Source organism: Nocardiopsis halophila DSM 44494 (assembly GCF_000341245.1).
In the GTDB taxonomy this organism is placed as follows: Bacteria; Actinomycetota; Actinomycetes; order Streptosporangiales; family Streptosporangiaceae; genus Nocardiopsis_A; species Nocardiopsis_A halophila.
In genome coordinates, this window is the sequence record NZ_ANAD01000270.1 from 1 (window position 1) to 17,122 (window position 17,122).

14 protein-coding genes are annotated in these 17,122 nt (G+C 74.1%); 5 read left to right on the forward strand and 9 right to left on the reverse strand.

What is annotated here, in order from left to right:
- Positions 1-330: 330 nt before the first annotated feature.
- From D450_RS0128645 to D450_RS0128660, 4 genes are all read right to left on the reverse strand, one after another.
- Complete coding sequence (locus D450_RS0128645) at positions 331-1,182, reverse strand: NAD(P)H-binding protein (protein ID WP_017542063.1); 852 nt, start codon at positions 1,180-1,182, stop codon at positions 331-333.
- Between the two features lie 85 nt (positions 1,183-1,267).
- Complete coding sequence (locus D450_RS0128650; protein ID WP_017542064.1) at positions 1,268-2,560, reverse strand: MFS transporter; 1,293 nt, start codon at positions 2,558-2,560, stop codon at positions 1,268-1,270.
- 303 nt (positions 2,561-2,863) lie between these two features.
- On the reverse strand, positions 2,864-3,445 hold the full coding sequence (locus tag D450_RS0128655) for an ArsR/SmtB family transcription factor (RefSeq protein ID WP_193789700.1): 582 nt from the start codon (positions 3,443-3,445) through the stop codon (positions 2,864-2,866).
- A gap of 158 nt (positions 3,446-3,603) precedes the next feature.
- Positions 3,604-4,704, reverse strand: coding sequence for a suppressor of fused domain protein (locus D450_RS0128660; protein ID WP_017542066.1), 1,101 nt, complete (start codon positions 4,702-4,704; stop codon positions 3,604-3,606).
- A gap of 202 nt (positions 4,705-4,906) precedes the next feature.
- Here D450_RS0128660 and rlmN point away from each other — a divergent pair, with 202 nt between their 5' ends.
- Both rlmN and D450_RS0128670 read left to right on the forward strand, forming a co-directional pair.
- Positions 4,907-6,001 carry a 23S rRNA (adenine(2503)-C(2))-methyltransferase RlmN gene (rlmN, locus tag D450_RS0128665; protein ID WP_017542067.1) on the forward strand — a complete coding sequence of 365 codons (1,095 nt, stop codon included), beginning with the start codon at positions 4,907-4,909 and terminating at the stop codon, positions 5,999-6,001.
- Positions 6,002-6,029: 28 nt separating this feature from the next.
- Positions 6,030-6,512: a VTT domain-containing protein gene (locus D450_RS0128670; RefSeq protein ID WP_017542068.1), complete on the forward strand. Its 483-nt coding sequence runs from the start codon at positions 6,030-6,032 to the stop codon at positions 6,510-6,512.
- 46 nt (positions 6,513-6,558) lie between these two features.
- Here D450_RS0128670 and D450_RS0128675 read toward each other — a convergent pair whose 3' ends face one another.
- Positions 6,559-7,056: an Lrp/AsnC family transcriptional regulator gene (locus D450_RS0128675; protein WP_017542069.1), complete on the reverse strand. Its 498-nt coding sequence runs from the start codon at positions 7,054-7,056 to the stop codon at positions 6,559-6,561.
- A gap of 165 nt (positions 7,057-7,221) precedes the next feature.
- Positions 7,222-8,847 carry a PucR family transcriptional regulator gene (locus tag D450_RS0128680; RefSeq protein WP_017542070.1) on the reverse strand — a complete coding sequence of 542 codons (1,626 nt, stop codon included), beginning with the start codon at positions 8,845-8,847 and terminating at the stop codon, positions 7,222-7,224.
- A 170-nt stretch (positions 8,848-9,017) separates the two neighbouring features.
- Between D450_RS0128680 and D450_RS0128685 the strand changes: the two genes are divergently transcribed.
- Positions 9,018-10,313, forward strand: coding sequence for an aspartate aminotransferase family protein (locus D450_RS0128685; RefSeq protein WP_026128815.1), 1,296 nt, complete (start codon positions 9,018-9,020; stop codon positions 10,311-10,313).
- Positions 10,314-10,360: 47 nt separating this feature from the next.
- The gene (locus D450_RS0128690; RefSeq protein WP_017542072.1) at positions 10,361-11,860 is read left to right on the forward strand and encodes a CoA-acylating methylmalonate-semialdehyde dehydrogenase; all 1,500 of its coding nucleotides are present in this window, start codon (positions 10,361-10,363) and stop codon (positions 11,858-11,860) included.
- Positions 11,861-12,322: 462 nt separating this feature from the next.
- Here the strand turns inward: D450_RS0128690 and D450_RS0128695 are convergent, their stop codons facing one another.
- The 3 genes from D450_RS0128695 to gabT all read right to left on the reverse strand — a co-directional run bounded on the left by D450_RS0128695 (position 12,323) and on the right by gabT (position 15,045).
- Positions 12,323-12,562, reverse strand: coding sequence for a hypothetical protein (locus D450_RS0128695; RefSeq protein WP_017542073.1), 240 nt, complete (start codon positions 12,560-12,562; stop codon positions 12,323-12,325).
- Positions 12,563-12,778: 216 nt separating this feature from the next.
- Positions 12,779-13,597 carry a carbon-nitrogen hydrolase family protein gene (locus tag D450_RS0128700; protein WP_017542074.1) on the reverse strand — a complete coding sequence of 273 codons (819 nt, stop codon included), beginning with the start codon at positions 13,595-13,597 and terminating at the stop codon, positions 12,779-12,781.
- 107 nt (positions 13,598-13,704) lie between these two features.
- Positions 13,705-15,045 carry a 4-aminobutyrate--2-oxoglutarate transaminase gene (gene gabT, locus D450_RS0128705; protein ID WP_017542075.1) on the reverse strand — a complete coding sequence of 447 codons (1,341 nt, stop codon included), beginning with the start codon at positions 15,043-15,045 and terminating at the stop codon, positions 13,705-13,707.
- A gap of 174 nt (positions 15,046-15,219) precedes the next feature.
- On the opposite strand from gabT, the gene D450_RS0128710 reads away from it, so the two are divergent.
- Positions 15,220-16,752 carry a PucR family transcriptional regulator gene (locus tag D450_RS0128710; protein WP_017542076.1) on the forward strand — a complete coding sequence of 511 codons (1,533 nt, stop codon included), beginning with the start codon at positions 15,220-15,222 and terminating at the stop codon, positions 16,750-16,752.
- Positions 16,753-17,122: the final 370 nt, after the last annotated feature.

A 17,122-nucleotide genomic window follows, 5' to 3' on the forward strand; every position in this document is an offset into this window, starting at 1 on the left:
CCGGCGGCCGACCGCCAGCGCCGGGGAACCACCACGCTTCTTCGTCGCCGCCCTCACCCCTGGCACTCCGAGGGCCCCGCCGCCCGGCCGGAGCCCGGAGCGGGGTACCTGCCGTGCCGTCGCCGCTGCTGTTCCGGGACCGCGAGAGGCCCGGCGGCCGACAGGCGACCCTGGGGAACCGCCCTGCTTCGTCGTTGCCGCCCTCCTCCTGGCACTCCGGCGGCCCGGTGCCCGGCGAGCAGGCGTGGGCGGGGTACCTGCCGGGCCGTCGTCGCCGCTGTCCCAGGGCCGCCAGGGGGGTGCCCCCCCGTGCCGCCTCTGCGGCTCGGCTCAGCGGAAGTCGTCGGCGTGGTCGGCCGCCCACTGGCGGTAGGAGCGCGGCGGCAGGCCGGTGACCTCCTCCGCCGTGTGCAGTTCCTCGGTGTGTCCAGGGGCGGCGAAATCCGCGTGCGCCGCCAAGATGGCCTCGGTCGCCTCCGGTGGCAGGCCCGCCGCGGCCAGGCCTGCACGGGCCTTGTCCAGCCCCTGCCGCTCGGTCTTCAACGGTCGGCCGATCGCCTCGCCCAGGATCCGCACCCGGTCGGTCTCGCTCAGCATCTCCGGTCCGGTGACCGTGTAGGCCTTCCCGGCGTGCCCGTCGGACGTGAGGGCGCGGATCGCCACGTCGGCCAGGTCGTCCTCGTGCACCACGGCCCGCCGCGCGTCGGGGAAGGGGGTGCGCACCACCGACCCGCCGCCGCGCACCTGTCCGGCCCAGCCCAGGTCGTTGGCGGCGAACCCGCCGCCGCGCACGAGGGTCCAGTGCAGCCCCGAGGCGGCGATCGCGCGCTCGACCCGGGCGTGCACCCCCGTGACGGGGTCGCCCTGCTCCTCGGCCGCCGGGTCCACGCCGCTCGCCGACAGGTAGGCGATCCGCTCGGCGTGCGGCCGGACCGCCTCCAGCACCGGCAGCACCGGCTCGGCCTCCATCAGCGGCCACACGAGGAACACCCCGTCGACCCCGTGCATGGCCGCCTCGACCGACGACGGGTCCGACAGGTCGCCCCGGACCAGGTCCGCCTCGGCGGGCAGGTCCGCCCTCTCCGGAGAGCGCACCAGGGCGCGCACGTCCTCGCCCATGGCGCACAGCCTGCGCACGACCGCTCCGCCGACGTTTCCGGTCGCGCCGGTCACCAGGATCATCGTGGGAACTCCTCGCTCGTGTGCCGCGGCCGCACCGCCGTCCGGCGGCGCGGTACGGTTCCCACGGAACAACCTCAACCTCACTTCATGTCAAGGGCGGGGAGGGGGTCCGGCGCAGTGTGCGCACCCCCCGGTCGCACAGTGCCAGCGCGGTCGCCGCGAGCGACAGGGCGGCGGCCCCCGCCAGGGTCGGCCCCGGCCCCGCGGACTCGGCCACCGGCCCCGCCACCGCCTGCCCCAGCGGGACGGCCAGCAGCGACCCGAGCATGTCGTAGGAGTACACCCGGGCCAGCCGGTCCTGGGGGATGTTCTCCTGAAGCGACACCTCCCACGCCACGTTGAACTGCTCCATGGCCATCCCCGCCAGGAAGAACAGCGGGAAGAGCAGGGCGGGGGCCGGCGACAGCCCCAGCGCCAGGATCGGCGCCGCCTCGACCGCGGTCAGCCCGACGCCGAAGAGCAGGGCCCGGCGGGGCTGCCACCGCGCGGCCAGGAACCCGCCCAGCAGCAGGCCGCAGCTGTTGACGGTGAGCAGCAGCCCCCACACGGTCCGGCCGAAGGAGGCGTCCGCCACGACCGGGCCGATCACCGCCACCATCGCCGAGTGCACCATGTTCACCACGAGGAACTGGACGACGACCACCCACACCCAGCTGCGCCGCACGAACTCCGACCAGCCGTCGGCCAGCCGGCGCAGGGGCCGGGCACCGGGGCCGCCGGACGCGGGTGCGGGCAGGCGCACGAGCGCGAAGCAGAGCCCGGCGAGCGCGAACGCCCCGGCGTCGGCCGCGATCGCCCCGGCGGAGCCGACGAGCGCGACGAGCAGGGTGCCCGCCGACATCCCGATCAGGCGGCCGGTCTCGATGCCGATCCGCATCAGCCCGTTGGCCTGGCGCAGCAGGCCCGAGGGGACCGTCTGCGGCACGAGGGAGGCCGCCGCGGGCAGGTTGGCCGCGGCCGCCGCCCCGTTGACGGCCGCGAGCGCCAGCATGACGGGCATCGACGCGGTCCCGGTCGCCAGCGCCAGCGCCAGCAGCCCCTGGGAGAGCGCGGCCAGGGCGCACGCGCCGCGCAGCACCACCGCGCGGGGGAGCAGGTCGGCCAGGACGCCTCCGGCCAGCAGGAGCACCACGTTGGCGAGCGTGCGCGTGCCGATGACCAGCCCCAGGTGCAGGACCGACCCGGTGGCGTCGAGGACCGCGAACGCCAGCGCGACCTGGGCCAGGCCGTTGCCGAAGTACATCAGCGCGCGCCCTGCCGCGAGCGCGCGGAACGGGGCGGAGCGCAGCGGGGCGAGGATCCCGGCCGGGGGAGGGGAGCCGTCAGGCGGCCGCGCCGGGCCGTCGTGTCGGGAAGGACTGGCGTTGCCATCGGTCATGGTCGGGGTCTCTCCGGGGCGGGGGTCTCTGGTCCGGTCACGCTGCTCAGGCGCTGGGCGGAGGTGGAGCGATCCGTCGCGAGGGGGCGCGGTCGGTACATCGCGCCGCCCGTCTGCGGGCGGCGGTGCCGGCCCGCCGTTCCGTTCGGCTCGGCGGTCACGGTCGCAGCAGGGGCGAACACGGCGGGGACGACCGCGCTCGAGCCGTTCGCCGTCCTGGCGGGGGCGCTCCGGGGCCGAGCGGGTCGCCCTTCGCGGGGCGACGGCCGTCATGGAAGGCGCCGTGCCGTCGCCGACCGGTGGTCACGACCGGTCCGCCCCGCCGGTGCCGGGCGGATCCTGCGCCTCCTCGCCGCCGGCGTCCTCGGCGTGCATCGCGAAGAAGAGCAGGCTGGCGCTGACCGGGATCGCCCCGGGCGAGCGCGGCGCCCGCGCCGCGCGGTGCAGCTCCTCGCCGAGCTCCGAGGCCCGTTCGACCAGTGCGGCCCACTCCTCGGGGGCGACCCACACCTCGGTGTCGGTGAAGTGGCGCGGCGGCTCGGGGTCGCGGAGCCGGGAGCGGCGCTGGAGTTCCTCGGACAGGGCCGCCGCCAGCATCCGCAGGTCCTCGGTCCCGCCCTGGGCGATCGCGGGGCCGCTGGCGGGGTCGTGCCGGTAGCGGAGGGCGCGGCCGCCCCGGACCGGGACCTCCTCGGCGAAGGTGAGCAGCCCCGCCTCATGGAGGCGGCGCACGTGGTAGCTGACGTTGGCCTGGCTCTCGCCGAGCTCGCGCGCGGCCTCGGCCGCGCTCATCGGGGCACCGGTGAGCAGGGAGATGAGCCGCAGCCGCAATGGATGGGCGAAGGCCCGGAGGGTCACGGCCCCGGGCACGGGTTCAGTGGGCACCGGCTCAGCCTCGCCGAGCCGGGCCCGACCGTCAAAGAGTTATTTGGAGGTCGGTTCGGGGCGGCCCCCGGGCGGGGGAGTGAGCCGCGGGGGCCGGGCGTCGCCGACCGGGGCGGGACGGCGGGCCCCGAGGCCTCCGAGCCCCCGGGGGCGCCCCCTCACCCCTGGCTCAGGACCCAGCTGCGGCCCTCGGCCGCGAGTTTCTCGATCAGGGTCGCCGCGTCGTGCTCCTTGGCGAACAGGTGCTCCGGGCGGGTGATCGGGACGATCCACAGCCACCGCACCGGGTCGCCGTGGAAGGTCAGCCCCGAGGTGTCGGGCGGGGGCGGGCCGCCGGACGCCAGCGGGGCCGGGTCGGCGACCAGCAGCACGGCCGAGCGGTCCCCGCGCATCCGCCGGTCCTCCTGGCCGTCCAGCCACTTGACGCTGTGCCCCGGGCCGAACCAGGTGACCGCCCGCCACGGGAAGGCCCCGATCCACCGGAAGATGCGCGCGGCGACGTGCGCCGGGAGCGTGGTGGCCAGCGCCAGCTCCACGCGCGCGTACTCGGAGGTGTCGGCCATGTACCGGTCCAGCGTGGGCATCCGCTGCCCGCACATGCCCACCGTGCTCAGCACCGTGCACGGCCGCTCCTCCGTCGGCGGCCGCTCGGTCACCCGCAGCAGCGGCGCGTGCCCGTCGGACACGTCCCAGTAGTGCCCCGGCGGCCCGACCGCGCGGTTGAGGTGGTTGAACACCGTCCGCTGCACCGACCGCCAGGCGTTGGGCGCGGCCCGCCAGTCCCAGTAGGCCTCGGCGTGCACCACCCGCGGCCACAGCTGCGCCCGCACCGGCTCCAGCGCCCAGGCGTAGGGGCTGCGCCCCACGGCCTCGCGCGCGTACCCCGGGATGCCGCTGTCGGCCTCGGCCCACCCGGGCACCACCGCCAGCAGGCTGTCCCCGCCGGGCCCCGACTCCAGCAGCGCCACGCCGTCGCCCTCCTCGAACCACACCGCGCGCAGCGCCCCCGGCGCGAACGGCGCCCTGCCCTGGGGGTGGCGGGTGTGCGCGGCGGGCATCAGCGGCGCCTCGCCCCGGTAGAGCCCCGAGGGGTCGCCGGTCTCCGGGGCGACGTCGTGGTTGGCCAGCCACACCGGCACCCGGATCCGCCCGCGGGCGTCCATCAGGTAGGCGGCGGTGGTGCGGGAGTCGCACTCGACGACGATACGGCGGCTGTGGTAAGGACTGTACTCGTCGAGCAGAACGCGGGCTCCGGCCACCTGAGCTCCCTTCTTCGCCGCCTGCGGCCGCCGGGGCGCCGCGGGCGCGCCGTGCCGCGCCCTTCCCGGCGCCGCATAGTATGAACCTAATGCCCCGACCGCCGGCGCCGCACTAGCCCGGACCAGAGCGTTATCGGTCCTGTAGCAACCCGTTGGCGGGCGGTCGCGCGGCCGCCGTTCCCACCCGTCCCACTGGATGCACATGCCTGCCGAGCTCACTTTCGCCGCACCGCGCCGGGCCAAGCCGCCCAGGCACCTCGCCGACCTCACTCCGCAGGAGCGCACGGACGCCGTCACCGAGCTCGGCGAGAAGCCGTTCCGGGCCAAGCAGCTGGCCCGGCACTACTTCGGCCGCCTGGAGTCCGACACCTCCGGCATGACCGACCTGCCGGCCGAGGCGCGCGAGCGCCTGGGCGAGGCGCTGCTGCCCAAGCTGCTCACCCCGCTCAAGCACATCTCGTGCGACGGCGGCATGACCCGCAAGACCCTGTGGAAGGCCTTCGACGGGGTGATGTTCGAGTCGGTGCTGATGCGCTACCCGGACCGGGCCACGCTGTGCGTGTCCTCCCAGGCCGGCTGCGGCATGAACTGCCCGTTCTGCGCCACCGGACAGCAGGGGCTGACCCGCAACCTGTCCACCGGCGAGATCGTCGACCAGGTCGTCTCCTGCGCCCGGGACCTGGAGCGCGGCAACGTCGCCGGCGGCCCCGGCCGCATCTCCAACATCGTCTTCATGGGCATGGGCGAGCCGCTGGCCAACTACAAGCGCGTGCTGGAGGCGGTGCGCCGGATCACCGACCCGGTCCCCGGCGGCCTGGGCATCTCCCAGCGCGGGGTGACGGTCTCCACCGTCGGCCTGGTCCCGGCCATCGACAGGCTCATCGCCGAGCGCATGCAGGTGCGCCTGGCGATCTCGCTGCACGCCCCCGACGACGAGCTGCGCGACGAGCTGGTCCCGGTCAACACCCGCTGGAAGGTGGACGAGGTGATGGACGCCGCCTGGCGCTACGCCGACACCACCGGCCGCCGGGTGTCCATCGAGTACGCGCTCATCCGCGACATCAACGACCAGGCCTGGCGCGCCGACCTGCTCGGGCGGCTGCTCAAGGGCAACCTGGCGCACGTCAACCTGATCCCGCTGAACCCGACCCCCGGTTCCAAGTGGACCGCCTCGCGGCCCGAGGACGAGCGCGAGTTCGTCCGCCGTCTGGAGTCCCACGGCGTCCCGGTCACCGTCCGCGACACCCGCGGGCAGGAGATCGACGGCGCCTGCGGTCAGCTCGCCGCGCAGAACTGACCTGCGCCCCCATCCCCCGGAGGCGCTCGTGGAGGTGCTCACGGCACTGGCGGCGGGGGCCGTCGCGGCCCTGGTGCCGCTGCTCAACATCGAGCTGTACCTGCTCGGCGCCGCCGTGGTCGTGGGCGACGCGGGACTGGTGGCCATGGCGGCGGCCGCCGCCGTCGGCCAGACGGCGGGCAAGCTGGCCTACTACGGGGCCGCGCGCGGGGCGCTGGACGTCGGCTGGCTCAAGCGCCGGACCGAGCGGCCCAAGGGCAGGTGGGGCGAGCGCCTCGAGGGGTGGCGCCGCAAGGGCGAGGAGCGCCCGTGGTGGGCGGCGGGCCTGCTGGGCCTGTCGTCCCTGGTGAGCGTTCCGCCGTTGATGGTGGTGTGCGTGTTCGCCGGGACGGTGCGCATGCGCGTCGACGTGTTCTGCGCGGTGACCGCCTCCACCCGCTTCGCCCGCTTCCTGCTGGTGGTCTACGCGCCGGGCGCGCTGTCCTGGGCCCACAGCCTCTGGCCGGGGTGAGGGGCGGCCCGGGACCCCCGGGCGCCCCGGTGCGCGGGGGAGGCGCTCAGCGGGTGCCCCAGGCGTAGGTCTGCTTGCGCAGCTTCAGGTACAGGAAGCTCTCGGTGCCCACCACGTCGGGGACCGCCCGGATCGAGCCGAGGATCTCCAGCAGCCGCTCGTCGTCCTCGGCCACGACCTCCACGAGCAGGTCGAAGGAGCCGGCGGTGATGACCACGTACTCGCACCCGTCGAGCGCGGCGACCTCGTCGGCCACCCGGTTGAGGTCGCCGTTGCAGCGCACCCCGATCATCGCCTGGCGGCTGAAGCCCAGCATCATCGGGTCGGTCACCCCGACGACCTGGACCACCCCGGTCTCCAGCAGCCGCTGCACCCGCTGGCGCACGGCCGCCTCGGACAGCCCCACCGCCTTGCCGATCGCCGCGTAGGAGCGCCGGCCGTCCTCCTGGAGCTGCTCGATGATGCGCTTGGCCGTCTCGTCCAGCACGGGCGCCGCGGGGGTGCGCCGGACGGCCGGTGCGCTGTCCTGCTGCTCGTCACTCACATGCTTCTCCGCTGGCGTGATCGCGGGTGGCCGTGCGGCGGGGCACGGGAATCGGTGGGGAAGGCCCCTCGGGGGCACGGAATCCACGCTAGTGCATGGGGCGCCGCCCTCCGGCCTGCCCCGCCGGAGCCGAGCCAGGGGCCGAGCCGGTTCCGCGCCGGGAACTCAGGACGGCTCGCCGGGCAGCCGGTCGCGCACCGAGTCCAGGGACAACAGCGCCACGTGCAGGGACAGGCAGGTCTCCACCGAGTCCAGGTCGGCGCCGAGCACCCGGGCGACACGGCGCAGCCGCTCGTAGAAGGCCGGGCGGGACAGGTGCGCCGTCGAGGCGGCCAGCGCCTTGTTGCGGCCCGACTCCAGGTAGTGCCGCAGCATGTCGGTCAGGTCGCTGCCGTGCCGGGCGTCGTAGGCCAGCAGCGGCCCCAGTTCGCGCTCGACGTAGGTCTGCAGCCGCTCGTCGTCGCGGAACAGGTGGAGCAGGCCGCGCAGGTGCAGGTCGGGCAGGCGGTACAGCAGGCGCCGCTCGGGCCGGTGCAGGGCGACGTCGCCCACCTGCCGGGCCTCCAGGAAGGAGCGCCGCACCTCGCGGATGTCGTCGGTGGGCGACCCGGCGGCCAGTACCGGCCCGGTGCCGACCAGCTCCCGCACGCGCTCGGCCAGGCGCTGCAGGCGCGGCTCGGGGTCCTGCCCCTGGGGCAGCGCCGGCAGGATGCCGACCCGGACGTCGTCGAGCGAGCCGACCAGCGCGGGCAGGCGGACCTCGCGGCACGCGCGCGCAGTGGCCTCGGCGGTGTCGGACAGGCGTGCCTGGGCGGCCAGGCCCGTGCCGCTCTCAGGAAGCCGCAGCACCAGGCCGCTGAGCGAGCGTCCGTCCAGCGGGACGCCGACGGCCCGTGCCCGGACCAGTGCCTCCTGCGGGTCGGAGTAGGAGCGGTCGACGATGCCCGCGATGATCGTGCGGTGCGTCTGGCGCTCAAGGCTCTCCTGGTGGCGCTCCAGCAGGCGGCCCAGGGCGAGCGTGGTGGCGGCGCGCTCCAGCAGCATGGACTGGCGGGGGGAGGGCGAGGCTCCGCAGATCAGGACCAGGCGCCCCCAGTCCTGCCCGCGCGCGCCGACCATGGTCACCAGCCAGCCCATGGTGGAGTCGTGCACGGTGCGGCCGCCGCCGCGGACCGTGCGCGAGCGGCCCTCCCACGAGGCCAGCACGGTCTCGGGCTGCTCTCCCGCCAGCTCGCACAGCAGGACCTGGTGGTTGAGGTTCTCCAGCACCACAGGGCACTCGGAGAGCCGGGCGACCTCGCGCAGCACGTGCTCGGGGCGGGCGCCCTCCACCGACAGGCGGGTGAAGACCTCGTGCAGCCGCTCGGACTCGCGCAGTTCGTCGAGCTGCTCGTTGACCACCCGCACGTGCACCGCCTCGGTGATCTCGACGAAGCGGGTCTCGCGGTCCAGGGCGATGACGGGGATGCGGGCCTCGCGCGCTGCCTCCAGCAGCGCGCGCGGCAGCTCCGACTCCGCGCCGTACTTGCGGCCGAGCTCGACGGCGATGCCGCTCACCCCGACCGAGGCGAGGTCCTCGACGTAGCGCCGCAGCTCCTCGGGGGCGTCGGGCATCGCGATTCCGGTGGTGAGCACCAGCTCGCCGCCGCGCAGCAGGTGCGCCAGGTCGGTGACCTCGGCGATGTGCACCCAGCGCACGGTCAGCCCGAGCAGGTCCTCGCCCACCACCACGCGGGGGCGGGCGCGCTGGACGACGGGGATGCGGAGGACTTCGGCGAGCGTGGGGAGCACACGAGAAGTCTACGGCCCGGTCCGGGGCGGAGTGTCAGGCGAAGGCGGTTCCGTCTTTACAGAGTGGAAGGTCTCCGGGCCGGAACCGCCTGACGGACTGTCAGATCCGCGTCCCCGGAACCGACAGTGTGGCGCTGGTGGAGCGGCCCGCCGGGGGTGAGACTGAGGTCATGTCGGAACTGCACGAACGCCACCGCGCCGTGATGCCCTCCTGGCTCGCCCTCAACTACGACGACCCTATGGAGATCGTCTCCGGTAAGGGGAACCGCGTCACCGACGCCGAGGGGAACACCTACCTCGACTTCTTCGCCGGGATCCTCACCAACATGCTCGGCTACGACGTGGCCGAGGTGCGCGAGGCCGTCGAGCGCCAGATCGCCCGCGGCGTGGTGCACACCTCCACCCTCTACCTGATCCGCTCCCAGGTCGAGCTGGCCGAGAAGATCGCCCGGCTGTCGGGGATCCCCGACGCCAAGGTCTTCTTCACCAACTCCGGCACCGAGGCCAACGAGACCGCGCTGCTCCTGGCGACCCACGCGCGCGGCACCGACCAGGTGCTGGCCCTGCGCAACAGCTACCACGGCCGCTCCTTCGGGGCCGTCGCGGTCACCGGCAACCGGGCGTGGAAGAACTCCTCACTGTCCCCGCTCAACGTGCACTACCTGCACGGCACCGACCGCGACCACCCCGCCTTCCGCGGCATGGACGACGCCGCCTACACCGCGGACTGCGTCGCCGACCTCAAGGACGTGCTGGCCACCGCCGTGGCCGGGAGTCCCGCGTGCCTGATCGCCGAACCCGTCCAGGGCGTGGGCGGCTTCACCATGGCGCCCGACGGGCTGCTCGCCGCCTACAAGGAGGTCCTGGACGAGCACGGGGCGCTGCTCGTCTCCGACGAGGTGCAGACCGGGTGGGGCCGGACCGGCTCCTCCTTCTGGGGCATCGGCAACCACGGGGTCGTGCCCGACGCCCTGACCTTCGCCAAGGGGCTCGGCAACGGCTTCGCCGTCGGCGGCGTCGTGGCCCGCGGCGACCTGATGGACGCCCTGCCCGCCAACGGCCTGTCCACCTTCGGCGGCAACCCGGTCGCGATGGCCGCGGCCAACGCCGTGGTCGACTACGTCCTCGACCACGACCTGCAGTCCGCCGCCGACCGGCTGGGCCGGGCCGTGCTGGGCGGGCTGACCGGGCTGGCCGAGCTGCCCTCCGTGGGGGCGGTGCGCGGCAAGGGGCTGATGTTCGCCGTGGACATGGTCGACCCGGCCACCGGGGAGCCCGCGCCCGCGCTGGCCGCCCGGGTGCTGGAGGAGGCGCGGCGCCGGGGGCTGCTCATCGGCAAGGGCGGCCTGCGCGGCAACGTCCTGCGGATGGCGCCGCCGCTCACCCTCAGCGAGGACGAGGCGCACGAGGGGCGGGACGCCGTCATCGACGCGGTCCGCGCGGTGGACGCCGCCGCGCGCGCCTGACGCCCGCCCCGCGCACACCCAGGCATCGTGGATTCGGAAGGACGCAGATGAGCAAGCACGTCACCCATTGGATCGGCGGGGGCCCCGCGAAGGGCGGGGCGCACCGCCGCGGGGACATCTACAACCCGGCCACCGGCAAGGTCTCAGGGACCGTGGACTTCGCCGGCGGCGCGGAGGTGGACGCGGCCGTCGCGGCGGCCAAGGCGGCGTTCCCCGGCTGGCGGGACACCTCCCTGTCCAAGCGCGTCGCCGTGCTCTTCCGGTTCCGCGAGCTGCTCAAGGCCGAGGCCGGCGAGCTGGCCCGGTTGATCAGCTCCGAGCACGGGAAGGTCGTCTCCGACGCCGCCGGGGAGGTCCAGCGCGGCCTGGAGGTCGTGGAGTTCGCCTGCGGCATCCCGCACCTGCTCAAGGGCGGGTACTCGGAGAACGTCTCCAGCGGTGTGGACGCCTACTCCATCCTCCAGCCCCTGGGCGTGGTCGCGGGGGTCACCCCGTTCAACTTCCCGGCCATGGTGCCGATGTGGATGTTCCCGGTGGCCATCGCCTGCGGCAACACCTTCGTCCTCAAGCCCAGTGAGAAGGACCCGTCGGCCTCGGTGCGCATCGCCGAGCTGTGGGCCGAGGCCGGGCTCCCCGACGGTGTCTTCAACGTCGTGCACGGCGACAAGGAGGCCGTGGACGGCATCCTGGAGCACGGGGACGTCAAGGCGGTGAGCTTCGTCGGCTCCACCCCCATCGCCCGCTACATCTACGAGAACGCCGCGCGCACCGGCAAGCGGGTGCAGGCGCTCGGCGGGGCGAAGAACCACATGGTGGTGCTGCCCGACGCTGACCTGGACCTGGCCGCCGACGCCGCGGTCTCGGCGGGGTTCGGGTCGGCGGGGGAGCGGTGCATGGCCATTTCGGCCGTGGTCGCCATCGACTCCGTCGCCGACGAGCTGCTGGAGCGCATCCGCACCCGCGTCGCCGACCTGAAGGTGGGCCCCGGCGACGACGACCGGAGCGAGATGGGCCCGCTCGTCACGCGCGCGCACCGGGACAAGGTCGCCTCTTACCTGGAGACCGGGGTGCGCCAGGGGGCGTCGCTGCCCATCGACGGGCGCGTGCACCCGGTCCTGGGCGGCGGGGAGGACGGGTTCTGGCTCGGCCCTTCGCTCCTGGACCACGTCACTCCGGAGATGGGCTGCTACACCGACGAGATCTTCGGTCCGGTGCTCAGCATGCTGCGGGTGCCTTCGTACGAGAGCGCGCTGGAGCTGGTCAACGCCAACCCCTATGGGAACGGGACCGCGATCTTCACCAATGACGGCGGTGCGGCGCGGCGCTTCCAGAACGAGGTGGAGGTGGGCATGGTCGGCATCAACGTGCCGATCCCCGTGCCGATGGCCTACTACTCCTTCGGAGGGTGGAAGGAGTCGCTGTTCGGCGACTCCCATGCGCACGGCATGGAGGGCGTGCACTTCTACACGCGCACCAAGGCCGTCACCTCCCGGTGGCTCGACCCCTCGCACGGCGGGGTGAACCTGGGGTTCCCGACCAGCGGGTGAGGAGGGGCGGGCGCCTAGAGGCGCCGGCCGTCGTTCGTCTACGCGCGCGCAGGGCCGCGTTCCCGAGACGTCTCGGGGATGCGGTCCGGTCCTTTTCCAACGTTCGCCGACGGAATCGCCCTACCCAAGGTCGGGCGGCCGCTACAGGGAGTATCGTGGGGAAAGGTTCACCTCACACGGCCGCGCCGTGCGGGCGGACCGCGGACCACACCGGGAGATGCGCTCTTTTCCCCTCCTCCCCCCACGGAAAGCGAGCGCGTCGGGTGCTCCGGGGCCGTTCTCCCCCTGGCCCCGGAGCACCCACCTTCCCCGTTCGTCCCGTCGACGCTTCGTCGACCCTTGATCCGTCCGTCCGCCCGGCCTTGAACGACCCTGGCCCGGCGGCGCCCGCCTTCGGCGACCCTCGGACGGTGTTGCCGGGACGGCCCTTCCGGAGAAGGAGCGCTCGTCGGTGCGGCCCGGTCAGCGGACCGCGAGCTCGGGTTCCCCGGCGCGCGCGTCGTGCGCGGCGGCGATGCCCGCGCACTCGTCGCAGCCGTAGACCTCGCTCCCGTCGGGCAGGGCGCCCAACGCGCGGCGCGGCCGCGGCCATCGGACGTGGCAGATGGCGCAGGCGTCCCCCATGCACTGCGCGGTGCTCAGCAGTTCCGGTTCGAACGTGTAGATGTCGGTTGTGTCGGCGGCGGCCCCCAGTCGGGGCACAATGCTCAGACCGCTCAACGTCCCATCTCCCCCCGTGGTTTAGGACAGTCTGGCGGACCTATAGAGATCGGCTCTTATTCAACCAGAAACGGTCTGCGACCGGAATGGCTCAGGCCGTTTTCTGTGACTCTAAGCCCATGCAGCTTAACTCTTGGTAGTCATCACGGGAAGACTTGGCCAAGGCTTCCCGGTGAATATTTCCTTTTGTCCGGTTTTTTACCGGGTGGGATCCGGGTCGCGCGGCACCACGGTGAACCGGCGAAGGCCGAGGGCAGGGTTCTTCTCCCGGACCTGGGCCACACGTTCGGCGCTGATACGGCCGACCGCTACCCCGGTCTCCTCACCCAGGGCGACGATCCGCGTCCCCATGGGGTCGACGATCGCGCTGTTGCCGGCCCCCGTCGGCGCGTTCTGGCCGGCCGCTGCAACGTACAGGGTGTTCTCGATTGCCCGGGCCCGCAGCAGCGTCGTCCAGTGGTCCTCCTTGAGCGGGCCCGGCACCCACTCGGCGGCCAGCAGCAGCGCTTGGGCCCCCGCGTCGGCGATCCGCCGGGTCACCTCCGGGAACCGCAGGTCGTAGCAGGTCTGCAGGCCGAAGACGACGCCGTCGCAGGTGAAGGTCTCGGGCTCGGTGATCGCGCCGGGCTCGACCACATCGGACTCGCGGGCGCCGAACGCGTCGTAGAGGTGGAGCTTGCGGTACCGCGCCTCCACCGCGCCGTCCGGCCCGAAAGCGGCCAGCGTGTTGGAGAACCGGCCGGGCACGGCGGGCAGGGACTCGTTCAGGCCGGCGACCACGTGCACGCCGTGCTCGGCGGCCAGCTTCGCGATCCCGGAGGGGAAGGGGCCGTCCAGGGGTTCCGCCGAGTCGACGAACCGGTGGTCGGTCCGGGGTGCGGTGAACATCGCGTACTCGGGCAGCAGCACCACCCGCGCGCCGCGCGCCACCGCCTCGCCGACCAGCGCGCGCGCCGTGTCCAGGTTGCGCCGCTTGTCCTCGCCGGGCGCGAACTGCCCGATGGCCACGTCCACCATGCCGCCTCCTCCGACGCCGGGGCCGTCCCGACTCCCCTTTCTACCGCGACAGGCCCGCACCCCACGGGAGGGGTACGGGCCCGGAGACGGCGCGGGGCCGTCCGCCGCTAGAGGCGGTCGAAGGCCTCCTCGATGATGGAGAGCCCCTCGTCGAGCAGGTCGTCGCCGATCACCAGCGGGGGCAGCATCCGGATGACGTTGCCGTAGGTCCCGGCGGTGAGCAGCACCAGGCCCTGCTGGTGGCAGTAGGAGACCACCCGGCCCATGGCCTCGCCGTTGGGGGTGGTGTCGTCCGCGCCCTGGACCAGCTCGATCGCGACCATCGCGCCGCGCCCGCGCACGTCGCCGATGATGTCGTGCCGCTCGGCCAGCGCGCGCAGGCGGGTGAGCATCCGCTCGCCGATGGCCCCGGCGCGCTCGACGAGGCCGTCGGACTCGATGGCCTCGATCGAGGCGAGGGCGGCCGCGCAGGCGGCGGGGTTGCCGCCGTAGGTGCCGCCCAGGCCGCCGCCGTGCACCGCGTCCATCAGCTCGGCCCTGCCGGTCACCGCGGCCAGCGGCAGGCCGCCGGCGATGCCCTTGGCGGTGGTGATCAGGTCGGGGACCACGCCCTCGTGTTCGCAGGCGAACATTCGGCCGGTGCGCGCGAAGCCGGTCTGCACCTCGTCGGCGATGAAGGCGATGCCGTTGTCGCCGCAGAAGTCGGCCAGCGCGGGCAGGAAGCCCTCGCCCGGAACGATGAACCCGCCCTCGCCCTGGATCGGCTCGATCAGCACCGCGGCCACGTTCTCCGCGCCGACCTGCTTGGTGATCTGGTCGATCGCCTGCGCCGCGGCCTCGCGCCCGCAGTCCTGGGGGCCGGTCGGCCAGCGGTAGGGGTAGGCCATCGGGATCCGGTGGACCTCGCCGGCGAACGGCCCGAAGCCGTGCTTGTAGGGCATGTTCTTGGCGGTCAGCGCCATGGTGAGGTTGGTGCGCCCGTGGTAGGCGTGGTCGAAGACCACCACGGCCTGGCGGCCGGTCGCGCTGCGGGCGATCTTGACCGCGTTCTCCACGGCCTCGGCGCCGCTGTTGAGCAGCACCGTGCGCTTCTCGTGGCCGCCCGGGGTGAGCCGGTTGAGGGCCTCGGCGACCTCCACATAGCCCTCGTAGGGGTTGACCATGAAGCAGGTGTGGGTGAAGCGGGAGAGCTGCTCGCCCGCGCGCTCGGCCACCCGCGGGTCGGCGTTGCCGACGTTGGTGACGGCGATGCCCGAGCCGAAGTCGATGAGGGAGTTGCCGTCGATGTCCTCGACGATGCCCCCGCCCGCGCGCTGGACGTAGACCGGCAGGACGCTCCCCACGCCCTGGGCGACCGCCTTCTTCCGGCGTTCCTGGAGCGCCTGGGACTTGGGGCCGGGGATCTCGGTGACGATCCGCCGGGCCTGGGCGACCTCGGTGCTGGACATGGGTGCCGTCCTCCCTCTTCTGCTCGGCGGCGCGCCCCTGCGCGCCGGACGGTCCGGCGCCGGTCGCGGACGACCGGTGCGACGCCACGACCCTACGGAGGAGCGGCGGGGCGGACCCGCGCCCATCCGGATAAAATCGCGGGACGGAATTGGCCATTCTGGAGAGGGGGAGCCGTGCCTCCCACACTCGGTGCCGTCCTGCGGACGCCCCGCCTGGGGCTGCGGCTGCGCGCCGGCGGCCCGGACGCCGAGGGGCGCCCGGTGCGCTGGGTCGCGATCAGCGAGCTCACCGACCCCACCCCCTACCTGGAGGGCGGAGAGCTGGTGCTGACCACCGGCATCCGCTGGCCCGAGGGCGGGGGCGAGGAGGCCGACCTGGCCGACTACACCCGCAGGCTCGCCGCCAGCGGCGCCGCGGGGCTGGGGTTCGGCAGCGGGGTCGCCCACGAGCACGTTCCCCCGGCCCTGGTCGCGGCGGCCGAGCGGGCAGGTCTGCCGCTGATCGAGGTGCCTGGGCCCACCCCCTTCATCGCGGTGGGCAAGGAGGTGTCGCGCCTGCTCGCCCAGGAGGAGTACGAGGGCCTGACCCAGGCGTTCGCGGCCCAGCGCAGGCTCACCCAGGCGGCGCTGCGCGGGGACCGGGCCGTGGTGGAGCGCCTGAGTGCGGATCTGGCGAAGGGGACGGCCGGGCGCTCCAGGGGAGAGGGGCCGTCCCACTGGTGGGTTCTGCTGCTCGACCCCGATGGGCGCGCGCGGCACGCGGTCCCGGAGGACGCCGCAGCGCGCGCGGGGGAACTCACGGGCGAGGTCTCCCGGCTCCGTGCGGCGCGCCGCCCCTCGGGGGCGTCGGTGTCCTCCCGAGGGGAGAGCATCTCCCTCCAACCGCTGGGGGTGGGCGGGCGCGTGCGCGGCTTCCTCGCGGTGGGGGCGGCGCACGGGCTCGGCGCCGACGAACGCACCCTGGTGAACGCGGCGGCGTCGCTGATGTCCCTGGAGCTGGAACACCGGGTGCCTGAGGAGGGAGAACTCGCCGCCGGGGTGCTGGAGGCGCTGCTCGACGGAGAGCTGGACCTCAGGGAGGGGCGGGCGGACCGCCTGAGCGCGGCGCTGCCCCGCCCGCCTGTCGTGGTCGCCCTGGCCGAGGCGCCCGTCGGGGAGGAGAAGGAGGGGGAGGAGATCCCCTTCCGGGCTCCGCGGGGGTGCCTGACCGGACGCATCGCCGGGAGGACCGTGCTGGTCGGTCCGGAGTCGGCGGCCCCGGGGGAGGCGCTGGCCGAGGCGGTGGCCGGGAGCGTCGGGGTGAGCCGTCCCTCGGCGCTGGATGGGCTGCCGGCGGCCCGGGTCGAGGCGGAGCGTGCCCTGGAGGCGGCCGTAGGGGAGGGCAGGGCCTTGGTGCTGGCCTCGGAGTTGCCGGGAGGGTTCCTCGGCCTCCTGGACGGTCGGGCGGGCAGGCGCATGGCTGACGAGGTGTTGGCGCCGCTCTTGGAGCAGCGCTCGTCAGAGGACCTGATCGCTTCCCTGCGCGGTTACCTGTCCGCGGCGGGCCGCTGGGACGCGGCGGCCGAGCAGTTGGGCATCCACCGCCACACACTGCGCTACCGGATCAACCGGATCCGGAAGCTCCTGCCGGGGGACCTGTCGGACCCGGACTACAGGACCGAACTGTGGATCGCCCTGAGGCTTCTGGAGGACGCCGCCAAGAGGTGAAGGTGTGGGCGAGGAGGGGGAGGCACCCGGCTCCGGCTGCCTGCTCACCGGGTGCCGGATCCCCGGTGGTCCCTGGTTCCTGGTCTTTGGGAGGCGACGGCGAGAGGGTTCCCCGGTGCTGTCGCTCGGCTGTCCCTCGGCCGCCGGGGCGCTGCGGTACCGGCGATGAGCAGTGGCGACGGCACGGCTGGTGCCCCGCTCGCGCCTGTCGGCCGGGAGACGGGCCACGGGGATGCCAGGACGAGGGCGGCGACGAAGCAGAGGCGTTTTCCCGGCGCCGCCGGTCGGCCGCCGGGCCTCTCGCGGTCCGGGAACGGCGGCAACGACGGGACGGCTGGTGGTCGCGTCCGCTGGAGTGGTGTAACTCCGT

Excerpts from the sequence above, each read along its gene's own strand:
- D450_RS0128645 (WP_017542063.1), bottom strand. The coding sequence starts at position 1,182 with ATGATCCTGGTGACCGGCGCGACCGGAAACGTCGGCGGAGCGGTCGTG.
- D450_RS0128650 (WP_017542064.1), bottom strand. The coding sequence starts at position 2,560 with ATGACCGATGGCAACGCCAGTCCTTCCCGACACGACGGCCCGGCGCGG.
- rlmN (WP_017542067.1), top strand. The coding sequence starts at position 4,907 with ATGCCTGCCGAGCTCACTTTCGCCGCACCGCGCCGGGCCAAGCCGCCC.
- D450_RS0128685 (WP_026128815.1), top strand. The coding sequence starts at position 9,018 with ATGTCGGAACTGCACGAACGCCACCGCGCCGTGATGCCCTCCTGGCTC.
- D450_RS0128690 (WP_017542072.1), top strand. The coding sequence starts at position 10,361 with ATGAGCAAGCACGTCACCCATTGGATCGGCGGGGGCCCCGCGAAGGGC.
- D450_RS0128700 (WP_017542074.1), bottom strand. The coding sequence starts at position 13,597 with ATGGTGGACGTGGCCATCGGGCAGTTCGCGCCCGGCGAGGACAAGCGG.
- gabT (WP_017542075.1), bottom strand. The coding sequence starts at position 15,045 with ATGTCCAGCACCGAGGTCGCCCAGGCCCGGCGGATCGTCACCGAGATC.